General features: G+C 63.5%; 14 protein-coding genes. 2 read left to right on the top strand and 12 right to left on the bottom strand.

Features of this window, described 5'->3' with window-relative positions; all coding sequences use genetic code 11:
• Window positions 1–8 precede the first annotated feature (8 nt).
• From sctU to sctW, 12 genes are read right to left on the bottom strand one after another with little or no spacing between them, the layout of a single operon-like run.
• On the bottom strand, window positions 9–1,085 hold the full coding sequence (sctU, locus tag FQ192_RS12345; protein WP_149658852.1) for a type III secretion system export apparatus subunit SctU: 1,077 nt from the start codon (window positions 1,083–1,085) through the stop codon (window positions 9–11).
• Window positions 1,082–1,876: a type III secretion system export apparatus subunit SctT gene (sctT, locus tag FQ192_RS12340; protein ID WP_149658851.1), complete on the bottom strand. Its 795-nt coding sequence runs from the start codon at window positions 1,874–1,876 to the stop codon at window positions 1,082–1,084. The genes sctU and sctT overlap by 4 nt, the downstream gene beginning before the upstream one ends.
• On the bottom strand, window positions 1,876–2,142 hold the full coding sequence (sctS, locus tag FQ192_RS12335; protein ID WP_123365535.1) for a type III secretion system export apparatus subunit SctS: 267 nt from the start codon (window positions 2,140–2,142) through the stop codon (window positions 1,876–1,878). The genes sctT and sctS overlap by 1 nt, the downstream gene beginning before the upstream one ends.
• A gap of 8 nt (window positions 2,143–2,150) precedes the next feature.
• Complete coding sequence (gene sctR / locus FQ192_RS12330) at window positions 2,151–2,804, bottom strand: type III secretion system export apparatus subunit SctR (RefSeq protein WP_133836977.1); 654 nt, start codon at window positions 2,802–2,804, stop codon at window positions 2,151–2,153.
• Window positions 2,801–3,172, bottom strand: a complete 372-nt coding sequence (locus tag FQ192_RS12325; protein WP_149658850.1) for a FliM/FliN family flagellar motor switch protein — start codon at window positions 3,170–3,172, stop codon at window positions 2,801–2,803. The genes sctR and FQ192_RS12325 overlap by 4 nt, the downstream gene beginning before the upstream one ends.
• Window positions 3,162–3,878 (bottom strand): type III secretion system protein, encoded by a 717-nt coding sequence (locus tag FQ192_RS12320; protein WP_149658849.1) that lies wholly within the window; start codon window positions 3,876–3,878, stop codon window positions 3,162–3,164. The genes FQ192_RS12325 and FQ192_RS12320 overlap by 11 nt, the downstream gene beginning before the upstream one ends.
• On the bottom strand, window positions 3,875–4,426 hold the full coding sequence (locus FQ192_RS12315) for a type III secretion system HrpP C-terminal domain-containing protein (RefSeq protein WP_256672274.1): 552 nt from the start codon (window positions 4,424–4,426) through the stop codon (window positions 3,875–3,877). Before FQ192_RS12315 ends, FQ192_RS12320 begins: the two co-directional genes overlap by 4 nt.
• Window positions 4,427–4,430: 4 nt before the next feature.
• Complete coding sequence (locus tag FQ192_RS12310; protein WP_149658848.1) at window positions 4,431–4,874, bottom strand: type III secretion protein; 444 nt, start codon at window positions 4,872–4,874, stop codon at window positions 4,431–4,433.
• A gap of 2 nt (window positions 4,875–4,876) precedes the next feature.
• Window positions 4,877–6,226: a FliI/YscN family ATPase gene (locus tag FQ192_RS12305; protein WP_149658847.1), complete on the bottom strand. Its 1,350-nt coding sequence runs from the start codon at window positions 6,224–6,226 to the stop codon at window positions 4,877–4,879.
• Window positions 6,223–7,170, bottom strand: a complete 948-nt coding sequence (locus FQ192_RS12300; RefSeq protein ID WP_149658970.1) for an FHA domain-containing protein — start codon at window positions 7,168–7,170, stop codon at window positions 6,223–6,225. Before FQ192_RS12300 ends, FQ192_RS12305 begins: the two co-directional genes overlap by 4 nt.
• Window positions 7,171–7,188: 18 nt before the next feature.
• The gene (sctV, locus tag FQ192_RS12295; protein ID WP_149658846.1) at window positions 7,189–9,288 is read right to left on the bottom strand and encodes a type III secretion system export apparatus subunit SctV; all 2,100 of its coding nucleotides are present in this window, start codon (window positions 9,286–9,288) and stop codon (window positions 7,189–7,191) included.
• Entirely contained in the window at window positions 9,288–10,388 is a 1,101-nt protein-coding gene (gene sctW / locus FQ192_RS12290; RefSeq protein WP_133836983.1) for a type III secretion system gatekeeper subunit SctW, read from the bottom strand. Before sctW ends, sctV begins: the two co-directional genes overlap by 1 nt.
• 244 nt (window positions 10,389–10,632) lie before the next feature.
• Here sctW and FQ192_RS12285 point away from each other — a divergent pair, with 244 nt between their 5' ends.
• The gene (locus FQ192_RS12285; protein ID WP_149658845.1) at window positions 10,633–11,169 is read left to right on the top strand and encodes an RNA polymerase sigma factor; all 537 of its coding nucleotides are present in this window, start codon (window positions 10,633–10,635) and stop codon (window positions 11,167–11,169) included.
• Window positions 11,170–11,260: 91 nt separating this feature from the next.
• The gene (locus tag FQ192_RS12280; protein WP_149658844.1) at window positions 11,261–13,486 is read left to right on the top strand and encodes a type III effector HrpK domain-containing protein; all 2,226 of its coding nucleotides are present in this window, start codon (window positions 11,261–11,263) and stop codon (window positions 13,484–13,486) included.
• Window positions 13,487–13,494 lie beyond the last annotated feature (8 nt).

Genomic DNA, 13,494 nt, shown 5'->3' with positions numbered 1-13,494 from the left:
GCTCTGTATCAGTGGTCTTCGAGCTGAATGATTTCGTCGGTGATCTCGTCGAGCTGGCGGATTACCTGGTAGATGTGCGCCACGTCCAGCAGGGTCGGGCGGGGGATATGGCGGCCGGTCCGGACCTTGTACAAGGTGCGCGCCAGCCACACGCTCTGCACGATCGGAATCTTCGCCCGTTTCGCCCGTTCGATCAGCGCCAAGGCGTCTTCGTCTTCGCCCTTGCAGTGGATCAGCGGCAACGGCGTCTGGCCCGGCCGGTAGTACAACGCCACCGCGAAGTGCGTCGGGTTGACCAGCAGCAGGTCGGCGTCTTCCAGCGGTTTGGCCGGCGTGGTCGGTTCTTCGTTGAGCAGTTCGTGGGCCAGTTGCCGACGATGACCCTTGACGTGGGGATCGCCCTCGGACTCCTTGTATTCCTTCTTGATGTCCTCGTGGCTCATGCGCATTTTCTTGGCGTGGAAGTACTTTTGCAGGGCGTAGTCGACCAGGGCCAGGACCAGCAGCAGACCAAGGGTGGTGCGCAGGATGCTGCGAAACAGCGTCAGCAGCGCATGCCAGTAGGTGGTCAGGTCCGAGTCCGCCAGCAGGATCAATTTGCCCAGCACCGGTTTGATCGACACGTACAGCGTCGCGCCGATGGCGATGGCCTTGAGGATGCTCAGCAACAGGGTCGTCAGGTTCTGCCCGGAAAACATCTGCTTGAGGTGGCCGATGGGGTTGAGTTTGCCGAGGTCGATTTTCAACGCCTTGGGCGCGAACAGAAAACCGATCTGCAGCCAACTGCCGGCCATGCGCATCAGCATGGCCACGCCGACACTCAGCAGAATGAAGGTGATCAGCACCCAGGTGGCCTCGCCGATCAGCTCGGTCAGGGTGCTGAGGAACGGTTCGTTCATGCGCTTCAACGACAGGGTCAGCAGGTATTCCAGCTTCTCCACGCTTTGATCGGCCATGCCCAGGCAGACCTCGCTGACCACCATCAGCACCAGCAGTTTGCTCAGGTCCTGGCTTTGCCCGACCTGGCCTTTCTCCCGGGCATCGCGCAGTTTTTTGGGCGTGGCCTTTTCGGTTTTTTCGCTCATGGCACCAGCACCAGATGCCCGAGCAGAAACTTGATATCCAGCAGCTTTTGCAATTGGCCGTTACCCAGTTCCAGCAGGGTTGGCATGTACACCAGCAGGAACGCCAGCCCGGCCATGCTTTTAGCCGGCATCGCCAGCACCGAGACATTCAGCTGCTGGGCGTACAAGCCGACGATGGCGAACGCGGCCTCGATCAACAGCAGCAAGCCAATGAACGGCGCGGCGTAGAGCAGCGCGTGTTGCAGGGTCAGGTTCAATTGGCCGAGGAAAATATCCAGGCCCTGGGCATTCATCCCCGGCAACCACACGGTGGGCGGCCACACTTCATAGCTGTCCCAAATCACCTGGGTAATCAGCGACAGACCGCCGGACAGAATCACCAGCATGATCAGCGTTTCCTGGAACAATTCGCCCAACGGCGTGGCGTCCGGTCCAAGCGAGGGGTTCATCTGCCCACCGCTCAGGGCGCCGCGCTGGCTGTCGAGCAGCGCGCCGACCGTGGCGAACATCCAGAACGGCGCGTACAGCAATAATCCCAGCAACACCCCCAGCACCGACTCCTTGAGCAGCAGGCCGACGATGGTGTACCAGTTGTCGTTTTCCAGGGCCAGGACCCGGCCGATGCTCGGCGCCGGCACCAGGGAAATTGCGCAGGTCACGCCGTAGCGCAACGGCCCTTTGATGTGCTTGAAACAGAACGCCGGGACCAGGATCAGGCACGGCAGAATCCGCGCGATGGCCAGGCCCATGCCGAGCATCAACTCGAACAGGTGTTCGGCGTTGAACGGCATCAATGGGCGCCGCCGGAGCGGGCAATCAGGTCGAACGAGAGGTTGATGAACTGGATCAGCTCCACGCCAATCCAGCGCCCGGTCGCGGCGAGTGTCAGGCCCACGGCGGCCAGTTTGATCCCGAAGGGCAGGGTCTGGTCCTGGATCTGCATCAGCGCCTGCAACAGCGACGTCAGTACGCCGACCAGCACCGCGACGCCGAGGGTCGGTGCGGTGAGGATCACCACCAGGAACATGCCTTGCTTGAACAGTGCCAATGCTTCCACGGTGGGCCTCACATATAGGAATAAAACAGACTGTCGAGCAGCCGCGACCACCCCTGCACCAATACGAACAGCAACAGCTTGAGCGGCAGCGAAATGGTCATGGGCGAGACCATTTGCATGCCCAGCGCCAGCAGCAGGTTGGAGACGATCAGGTCGATGACGATGAACGGGATGTAGATCAGAAAGCCGATCTGGAACCCGGCCTGCAACTCCGAGAGCACGAACGCCGGGATCGCCAGCAGCAGGTCGTTGCTGCTGGCTTTTTCCGCCATTTCCGCCGGCCACATGCGGTGGGTGTTTTCCAGCAAATGCGCCTGCACATCCGGGTCGGTGTTGCGGCTCATGAAGCGCTGGATCGGCTCCATCACCGTGTTGGCGCTGACCTGGAGTTTTGCCGTGGTGCCCATTTCCAGTGGGTTGTCCTGCACCCGCTGCTGGATTTCGTGCGCCACCGGGGCCATGACGAACAGCGTCGCGGCCAGGGCGATGCCGTACATCGCCATGTTCGGCGGCACTTGTTGCACACCGATGGCGTTGCGGGTGATCAGCAGCACCATGGAGATTTTCAGGAACGCCGTGCAGACGATCAAAAACAGCGGGACCAATGACAACGCGCCCAGCAGCAGCGCGAGCATGATCGGGTTCATCCCCTCCATGATCATCGGTCGAATACCACGCGAGTAATTTGCAGGCCGAGGCGACCGTCGATGTCCACCAGTTCGCCGTGGGCGACCACGCGCTCGCCATGGCACAGGGTGGCTTCGCCGGGCGCCACGCCGGCCACGTCCAGCACCGAACCCGGCGCCAGGCGTTGCAGGGCTTCCAGGCTCAGGTTGACGCCGCCACTGCGCACTGTCAGCTCGAGGCTGAGACCGGCCAGGGGCGAGGAGGGCAGGACCGGGTCCGGGGCCAGCGCCGTCGATTCGTCCGGCGCTGGCTCGTCGACGGGCTCGGCCACGTCGATCTCGGCTTCGGCGATGTCGCCGACAATCTCCGGCAACTCGTCTTCGTACAGCGGGTCATTGTCCATCGTGGAGGTCCTTTTCGCGGATCAGCCGCAGTTGCAAATTGCTGTCGAGCGCCTGGGCATCGACCACCCAATCACGGGCACCGAGGCGCAGGTGGCCGTGTCCTTCGCTGTCGAAACCCAGCGCGTTGGGCAGCACCACATCGCCCACCCGCAGCGAGCCCAATTGCTGAATCGTCAGGCTGAGGCGGCCGAGCGCCACCGGGTAGTGCAGCGGCCAATCCGCCGACAGCGGGTGTTCGATGGCCTGCCACGGGGCGGCGTCTAACAGCCGCAGCAGGGTGTCGGCGCCGCAGCTCAACACGCCGTGGACGGTTTCGCCGGCCCGTTGCACGGTGAGGCGGCAATCGAAGCGTTCGGGCAGCGGTTCATCCACGCCGTCGAGGGGTTCGAGCGGCGCGAACAGCCCGGCCAAAGTCGGGCTCAGTTGTTGATTCACGTATTGCCAATACCAGGGCTGCATCGGCCCGGCGCACACCACCGGCGCGGTGCCGAACAGGCTCAGCAGCGCATCGGCATTGCCCAGGCGCAACAGGCCACGGGCGCTGCCGAACGGCACGCTGGCCGCGTTATCGAAGGACGGCAGCGGGCTCAGGGTCAGACGCCCGTCATCCTCCGCGCTGGAAAAATCCAGCCAGCAACCACGGCCCAACAAGCGACTCGCCGCAGCGACGCTCGACGTCACCTGGCGCAGGGTCAGCGACTTCATGCGGCCCCCATCGACAGGTCGACGTCCTGCCCCAGCGCGTCGGCAAACGCGTCTTCGCAGGCTTGATGGCGGGCGCTCAAACGCGTCAGCACGTCGCTGCGCTCAAAGCCCAGTTCGATCGTCCAACGGCTGTCACGCTTGTTCGCCCGCACCTGAACTTTGCCCAGGTTGGGCATCAGCAACGTGGCGCTGAACGGGCGGCTGCCGTAGGCCGGCAGTTGCAGCGCCAGTTCATCGATCAACTGCGTCGGCACACCGTCGGCGGGGGCGAACATGTTGAAATGGCTACCGCCACCGGCGCCGGACTGATTGCCCTTGCCGCTGCCCGACGGCAGCAACAGTTGCTCGAAGAACAAACCATCGGCATCCAGGTGACGGGTGCTGTCGCGGCCCGGAATCAGTCGACTGTCCGCCAAACGGCTGCGCTCCGGCTCGTTGCGCCGAGGCTGCGAATTGGCCGCCGCTGGAGTGTCGGTACGGGGCTGGATCGCCGCCGGTGCCGGTTTCTGTGGCGGACGCGGTGCCGGGTGCTGGATCGGTGCGTTCAACGGCTCATTCCTCATTCAGGGCCTCGCTCATGCAAGCGAGTTTTTCCACGGCGCGCTGGCGGGCCTTGGCTTCCAGTCGCGCTTGTTCGATGCGCAGGTGTTGCTGCTCGATGCCATAGCGCAATTGGTTGGCGTTCTGGCGGATGTAGGCGAGGCGATCGAGCATGCGGCGTTCTTTGTCATGCCAGCGGTCGACGGCATCCAGCGCCATGGTTTTTTCCAGGTGCGCGGCGGACAACTGCTGACGCCGGACCTTCTGGTTGTCCCGTTCCTGCACCCACGACTGTTCGGTGAGCCGCAACTGTTCGTGCATCGCCTGCAACTCGTCCTGCAACAGACGCTGGGCGCGCTCGGCACGGGCCTGGCGGTGTTGGCGCAAGGGCGTCAGCACACCGATCACGTGCTCCAGGGCGGCGCGGTCCGGGTCCACTTCGAGTTCGTCGTCCATGCTCAACCCGGCAACTGCGAGGTGATGTGCATGAGCTGCTCAAGGGTGGTTTCCAGCGGCACCGGTTCACGCAGGTCCTGGCGCAGAAAGTCGTTGATGGCGTCGTTGAGTTGCACCGCGCAATCGGTCACCGGGTCGGACCCGGGCTGGTATTCCCCCAGGCGCAGCAGCATCTCCACTTGCCGATAGGACGTCATCAACCGACGCAGGCGATTGTTGGCTTGCTGGTGTTCGCGGCCGGTGACGTTGCTGAGGATCCGGCTGATGCTGGCCGGCACATCGATGGCCGGGTAATGCCCGCGCTCGGCGAGTTTGCGCGACAGCACGATATGGCCGTCGAGCAACGAGCGCACTTCGTCGGCCACCGGATCGTTCATCGAATCCTGTTCGATCAGCACCGTGTAGATCGCCGTGATCGAGCCGTTTTCGCTCATGCCGGCGCGCTCCACCAGTTGCGGCAGCAAGGTGTACACCGATGGTGGCAAACCCCCACGGCCCAACGGTTCGCCGGCGGCGAGGCCGATTTCGCGCTGGGCCCTGGCAAACCGCGTCAAGGAGTCGATCAGCAGCAAAACCTTCATCCCGCGTTTGCGGAAGGCCTCGGCGATGGCGGTGGCGGTGAACGCCGCGCGGGCGCGTTCCATGCTGGAGCGGTCGGACGTGGCGCAGATCAGCACCGAGCGCTGACGCAGGGTGTCGTCCAGTTCATGGTCGAGGAATTCGCGCAGCTCGCGCCCGCGCTCACCGATCAAACCGAACACGATCACATCGCAATCCATGTTGCGCGCCATCTCCGCCAGCAACGTGGTCTTGCCGCAGCCGGCCCCGGCGAACAGCCCCACCCGTTGCCCTTCGCCGAGCAGGATGGCGCTGTCGATGGCACGTATGCCGGTGGGCAGCGCCGTGCTGATCCGCGGTTTTTGCATCGGCGGCAAGGCGTCGGCGATCACCGGGGTGGTGGTGCGCCGGTCATACGGCCCGGCAAACGCGCCGTCGCCATCCCCCAGCAGTGGCCGGCCGAAACCGTCGAGCACGCGGCCGAGCAAACGGTCATCGACGCCAATACGGTGGGCCATGCCCAGCGGCCGAATGCGTGCGCCGACCTGGATCCCGTCCGGCGTGCCGAGGGCGCTGAGCAAGGTGCATTGCGGGGTGAAGCCGACAATCTCGGCGAGCATGCTGTTGCCGTCGGCCTTGCTCACTTCGCACAAGTCGCCGATCTTCGCGGTGGGCACCTGGCATTCGAGCAGAATGCCGTTGACCGCCGACACCCGGCCACTGATGCGCACCGCCGAACAGTTCGACAGCCGCGTGGTTTGCTCGCGGGTCCATTGCGCCAGGGCGGTGCTCACCAGCGCACCTCGACGTGCCGCTCGCCATCGAATTCGATGCGTTGCTCGTCGATCCGGCTCAGGCGCAAACCGTTCAGCACATCGCCGATGTACAGGCGCTGGCCCTCGCTGGTGACCAGGTGGGCGTTGGTGCCGCTGATGATCTGCACGATCACGAACGGCAGGCCTACACCCGCCGTGGCGACTTCGTCGAGCAACGGCACCGGCAGTTCGTAGCGTTCGTTGAAGCGTTGCAGCATGCGTTGATAAACCAGCAGCGCATCGTCTTTGAGGCCACCCTTGAGGGCCAGGCCTTCGCCGCTGTCTTCGACGCTGACGTCGGTCAACAGCCGGTCGCTGAGCAGTGCGTTGAGCTGGCGCCGGACCGCGTCGCGACTGGCCAGTTTCACTTTCGGCGGCGATGCCGCTGCGGTGGTTTTCGGCGGGGCGGGCGCGGCTATGGCGGCCACGGGCGCGGCGATGGCCTCGCTCGGTGGGCTGGTGCTGCGGCTCAAGCCCCAGGCGCTGCCCATGATGCCCACCAGCACGCCGACGATCACCGCGCCGATGCGGTCGAACCGCGTCGAGCGTCCCGAAACGTTCACCAGCGGCGGCGATTGTTCGGCGCTGTCCTGAGGGGTTTCGCTCGGTGCGACCACGGGCACCAGCGGCCAATCCTGCTCGGCCGCCGACAGGCACAACCAGACATTGCCCAGGGCGAAGGTCTGGTTCGGAGCCAGTTCGGTCACTGTGCGCGCATGGCCTTCTTCGTCGTTGATCAGGCTGTCTTCGGCCTTCAACTGCCAGCCGTCCTCGGTGCGTGTCAGCCGACAATGCAGGGCGGCGACGCCGGGGTCGTACAGCGCCAGATCGTGCTCGGCATCGGCACCGATCAGCCACTGCTCGCCAATCAACGGCAACGCGGCGCCCTGGTGCAGGCCACTCAATACCCGCAGCTCAAACATCACGACAGTCTCCAGGCATCAGGCCGCATAGTCGTCCTCCAAAGCTTGCTGGTCATCGTCGAGATCGAAACGGCCCATCACTTTCACTTCGGCGACGTTGCTGATCTCGGCGAAGGACAGCACCGGCACGTGGTGGAATTCATCCTGCAACAAGGTGCGCAACGGGCTGCGCAAGTCCTGGGCGACCAGCAGCACGGCGCGTTCGGCGGTGCGCAGGGGGAAGGCGATGCGCAATTGCTGCACCAGTTGCAGGCTCGAGCCGTTGCTCAAGGCAAAGAAGGTTTCGGTCTGGGTCTGGCGCAGGCTGTCGCGCAGGATGCCTTCGCTTTCCGGGGTCAGCAGCCACACCAGCAAACCGTTGGCGCCGCAGTACTGGTTGTAGATCAACGATTTGAGGGCGATGCGCACGTAGTCGGTGAGGGCGGTGATGTCGCGTTCGTGCTGACCGTGTTCGATCAGGGTTTCGGCAATCACCCGGATCGCCCGCAACGGCACGCATTCGGACGCCAGGCGTTGCAGCACCGAGGAGAAGCGCGCCAGCGGCAGCACCCGTTGCATTTCCTGGGCGAGTTCCGGTTGCTCGGATTCGAGCCAGCCGAGGATCGCCTTGGTTTCCTGCAACCCGATGAACTGCGGCCCGCAGGCCTGCAGGGCGCGCTCCATGCGCTCGACAATCAGGGTGCCGGCGCTGATGGTTTCCACCGGGTTGTCCTGCAACTGCGCGGCGTCGGCCGGCAACCACAGCCATTGGCTTTCCTGGCGGTCGAGACTGCCGGCCACCGCTTGCTCGTACTGCCCGGCGTCCAGGGTATCGACGTCGATGGCGACGTGGGTCTGATTGAACGTGGCCTTGAGCATCGGCACTTCATAGACCGAAAAACGGAATTCGTCCGGCGCCAGGTGCTCGGCGGTTTCGATGATGAACGAGGGCAGGGTCAGGCCGTAATGCACCACCAGGCGATTGCGCCGCTGGCGGATTTCGCTGACCAGCGCTTCGATCTGCGCCCGGTTCTGCTGGGGGTGGAATTGCAACAAGAACTGCCGGCTCGGGGTAAAGGTGCGCAGGTCTTCGTTGCCGTTGTCCTCCGGCGCCACGGCGACCGGTTGGTCCTGGCTCGACTTGGGTTTGGCCCGTTGCATTTGCAACACGCCGCCCAGGCTGCAAATGATCGCGATGACGATAAACACCGCCGTCGGCATCCCCGGCATCGCGGCGAAACCGAGCATCGCCACCGAGGCAATGATCCAGGCCTTGGGCTGGCTGGTGATCTGCTCGGCGATCTCGCGGCCGATGTTGGCTTCCACCCCTGGGTTGTCGTTGGACACCCGGGTGATGATCATCCCCGAGGTCACAGAAATCAGCAGCGCCGGAATCTGCGCGATCAAGCCGTCGCCAATGGTCAGCACGGTGTACAGCTGCACCGCGTCACCTGCGGTCATGCCGTGCTGGATCACGCCGATGGCGATCCCGCCGATCATGTTGATCGCGACGATGATCAGGCTGGCGATGGCATCGCCGTTGACGAATTTCATCGCCCCGTCCATGGCCCCGAACAACTGGCTTTCCTTGCCCAGTTCCGAGCGTCGGCGCCGGGCTTCGTGGACGCTGATCAGGTTGGCGCGCAAGTCGCTGTCGATGGACATCTGCTTGCCGGGCATGGCGTCGAGGGTGAACCGCGCGCCGACTTCCGCCACCCGTTCCGAGCCCTTGGTGATCACCAGGAAGTTGACCACGGTGAGGATCATGAAAATCACCATGCCCACCGCCAGGTTGCCGCCGACCACGAACTGCCCGAACGCCTCGACGATGTGCCCGGCGTCCTGGTCCAGCAGGATCAGGCGCGTGGTGGAAATCGACAGCGCCAGGCGAAACATCGTGGTGATCAGCAACACCGAGGGGAAGGTCGAGAATGCCAGCGGGCGCGGCAAGTGCATGGCCAGCATGATCAGCAGGCAGGAAATGCAGATGTTGATGGCGATCAGAATGTCCACCAGCCAGGTGGGCAGCGGGGTAATCATCATGAACACGATGGCGAGCACGACAAACGCGCCCACGATCTCCGAGCGCCGCATGGCCGCCAGGGCGATCTGATTGAGCGCGTTGATAATCCATTGCATCAGGCAGTGTTCCCCTGGGTCGGGTTTTGCTCTTGACGGGTGAGCTCCGCCATCAACGTCAGCAAGTTGCCCAGGGCGGTCTGGCGGGCCTTGAGGTCGCGCCATAACAGAATGGGCAACTGCTGCAGCATCGGGCGCAGACCGTTGAGAAAGGCCAGTTGGTGCTTGAGGTGTTTGCCGCCGACAAATTGCGTCAGTTGCAGGGTTTCGTGCAGGTTCATGCCTTTGCCCGAGAGCGTCAGCAGGTGCTTGAGGAACGTCGGCGCATTCAATTGCAGCGCGGGGTTCTTGCCGCGCATGCGGCCCAGCAAGTGTTCGCTGGTTTGCAACAGGGTCGCGACATGCCGGGCCGTGTTCAGGCCGTGCATAAGATTGCGCAACTGCTGCTGGGTGCTCGACGGGCTGAGGGCCGCCAGGTCATCGGCGATGGCGCCGCGCAGGTCGCGCAGGGTCGGGGCGAATTGGCGTTCGCCTTCGTCCTGGCCGAGCAGGGTGTCGATCAATCCGGAGATGCTTTGCTGGCCGACCACCCCTGAATAGTACAAATCGCGCAGGGTTTGCCGGCGTCGCGGGTTGAGGCTGGACTTGGCAAACGCCCGGGCGGTGTTGATCCCGGCCTGGGCCTTATTGCCGTGTTCGCGCCGCAGCAATTTGAGTTGCTGATTGAGGCTGACATGTTCACCGCTGGCCCCTTCGTTATAGGCCTGGCGCGAGGCCGCCTGGAGCATCACATGGGCCTTGGCCGCGTCGTCGCCACTGAATGCCAAAACTTGCGCAAGGCTCGGGGTCTGGTTTTTGAGCTGCTTGCGCAGTTCCCGCGCGGCGCTGTCGAGGCCCTTGTCCTGGCTGCCCATCAACAACTGATACAGCTCGCCCAGCTTCACGGCCTTGGATTGCAGCGCGTTGGTACTGGCCATCAGGTCGCGTTGGCTCAGCGTGCGGCTTTGCTGAATCAGCGCCGAAGCGAATCGCGTGACCTGCTGCGTGGCGGTGCCTTGATTGGTCGGCGGCGTGCTCTGGGCAAGCAGCGCCGCCGACCGGACAGGCGTCGCCGGGGTCGGTTGCTGGACATGTGGAATGTTCGGAGCCGCGATCTTCATGGCGCATGTCTGTCAGGGATATGCGCAGTGAGTGGCCGGTCCTGGCCATCCGGTTCCATCGGCATGGCAAACAGGGCCGGTGTGCCAGTTGCGGTATTGGATCCAATCGGCTTGTGCAAGAACTTGCACAGACATCATCCGCAACAGTTTTTAAAACCGTTAAAAATCACGCGGTTACGAAGATGTATCAATTGGCATACATATCGCTATAGCTCTGGGACATATCCTGAAATGGTTTATAGCGATGCTTTCCAGCAATTCGATGACCTGTCCAGCACCTGTTTCCGGCCTCCGCCAGCTCAGTACCGAGCAGGTGCACAAGCTAAGAATCTTCATCAAGAAACGGGTGATGAACCTCGACGATGTGGAGGACATCCTCCAGGGCACGTTCCTCGAAGCACTGCGCAACGAGCATAAGTTTCGTTACGACTCCCAGCCGCAAACCTGGTTGTGCGGCATCGCCTTGAACCTGATCCGCAGCCACTTTCGCAAACTGTACAAACAGCCGTTCCAGGAAAGCTGGGAGGACCGCGAGGAGCAGGAAGTCAGCGATGGCAGCGACATCGGCGCCCAGGTGCATGATCACCGGCAACTGGCGCGGGTGGTCCGCGCGATTGGCACCTTGCCGATGACCATGCAACAAGTGCTGCGGGTCAGCCTGGAAATGGACGGCAACTATCAAGACACCGCGTCGAGCCTGGGCGTGCCCATCGGCACCGTGCGCTCGCGGCTGTCCCGGGCGCGGGAGCAACTCAAGCGCAGTGTGCCCTGTGTTTTTTGAGCGTCGGGGGATTTCATTGCGCGCAGATTGGAACCGTTTGCGCCGGTCATGCCACACATCGGCACTGTCCGACTGAAAATGGCGACCCCTCATGCGCATTTCCAACACACCGTTACCTGGCACTGGCTCTCCCTCGTTGGGCGGCGACAGGCCGTTGCGGCCCACGGCGGAGAATGCCAGGCCCAGTGCCTTTTCCGCGCCGGGTGGCGGTGTGCAGTTCGGTCAACAGGCCGGGTCCCAGACTCTGGCCAGCCCGGCCCAAGACGCCCAATCGCCGAACCTGTTGGGGCTGGTGATGAAGCGTTTGCTCGGCGGCGATGAACGCACCACGCCCGCACGGCCGCTCACTGATGTCACGCCCGCGACCCGCACGGCCAGCGCCACGGCAACAAGCGATGCCACAGCTTCCGACCCGGCGGCGACGACCAGTCCCGAAGCGCAGTTGCTCGACGACTCGAAATACTCCTCACCCAAGGAACTCGAACGCTGGGCTCCGCTGGTGGCGGACCTGCCGCCGGAGCAACGGGAACAGGCGGCCAAGGAACTCAATCGACCCATAGCCGCGGCCCTGATGGCCACGGAAAAAGGCCCGGACGCGGCCAAGGCGATGAAGTTCATCAATGACAATCCGGCGCTGAAAACCGCCGTGGATACCGGCAAGCACGGTGGCAAGGCCGACGGCAAAATCACCGACGGCGACCTCAAGGCGTTTGCCAAGAAGATGCAAGGCGCGGCGGATAACGCCGACAAAGGCCTGGCGAATTATCAGAAAGACCACCCCAATGCGGATCCCCAGTCGTTGCAGATGGTGCGCTCGGCTTCGTTGCTGCAAGCCAACGGCCCGCTGGCCAACGCCGCCAGCCCCAAGCATGCGGCGGGCGCGGAGGGCGAGACCAAAGTCGATCAGTACATGGACGCCGACGGTTTGAAAGCCTTGCAGGACAACAACCCCGGGCTCGCCGGGCCGCTCAAGCAAGCGTCGAAAACCTGGTCGCAACCGGGCCTGCTGAACATGCTCGACCAGGGCGGCCTCAAAGGTCGGGACCTGGCCACCCATGGCCCGGACCAGAAATTCGACGCGGCGAACATCAGCAACTGGATCAAGAACCAGGCCCCGACCAATGGCGGCGAGTTCGCCGGAATGCTCAGCGACGCGGCGACCCTGAACGCCGTCGCGGGCACGGACATCAGCAAACTGGGGAAAGAGGTGTTCGAGCAACCGGAGAACTACACCGGCGCCCAGAAAGCCGCGGTGATGGTCAAGTTGCAACAGACCCAGCAGAGCGTGGTGGCCGGTTCTGATCTGCGCAAGACCGGCAAGACTGAAGAGGCCCTGGCGCAAAAGATTGGCCAGTTGCAGGACGATCCCGACGTGCAGGCCTACATGAACCAGGCCATTCCCAGTCAGGAACGCGCGCTGGTGGCCAGCGACCCGTCCCTGGAAAAAGCGGTGAAAAGCCAATTGCAAAACGTGGTCAGTGGCCAGGCCCTGCGCAACGACATGAACAGTGCCGACAAGCGCGCAAAGAAAGACGCCAATCCCGATTACAGCACCGCCCTTGGCGGGCTATCGGCGCAACTGCAAATGCAGCAGGACCTGCTCGGCCCCGGGGCCAACCTGCCGACGGCCGCGCAAGTGGTCGGCAACCAGCCGGACGTCCAGGGCAAGTTGCAACAGTCCTACGTCAACAACTTCAGTGAAGGCGGCTCGCTCAAGCAATTGCTGGGGCAGAAAAAGGCCGACGCCGGCCAGTCCCTGCAAACCAGTGATGCACAAAAAGCCGCGTATGACGCGGTGCTGCCGCAGAGCTTCGTCCAGGGGCAGCAGGCCAGTTATGTCGACGCCACCGTCGGCCAGTTGCAGCAATCGAAAAAAGGTCGCGAGCTGCTGGAAAACGCCGGTGACGGCACAGGGCGGTCCGGTTCTGTTTCCGATGCCGTGGCCCCGAAAAACAAGGCCCAACAAGTCAAGGACGCCTACGACAACACCAAGCAGGGCCTCTCGTCGGCCAAGGATGGCGTCGATGCGGTGCGCAAGCTGGCCGGCCGTGAAGCGTCGGCCGGACTCGGTCGCATGGCTGGCTCCATCGGTGGACGGATCGCCGGGGCCGTGGCGGGCGAGGCGGCGGGGCTGGCGGCGGCGTCGGCCATCGGCGCGGCGGCCGGGCCCGTCGGTTGGGTGATCGACGCGGCCATGAGCATTGGTTTCGGCATCGCTGCGATCATCGAGGCGGTGAAGAAACACACCGCGCAAAAGCATTTCGACCACAACGTCGATCCCACCCTGGAGCAGTTTGGTATTCCCAAGGCGCACTGATCGACTTC

The sequence above is a fragment of the Pseudomonas sp. ANT_J12 genome (assembly GCF_008370045.1).
Classification (GTDB): Bacteria; Pseudomonadota; Gammaproteobacteria; order Pseudomonadales; family Pseudomonadaceae; genus Aquipseudomonas.
This window is presented reverse-complemented; position numbering and strand designations above follow the sequence as displayed.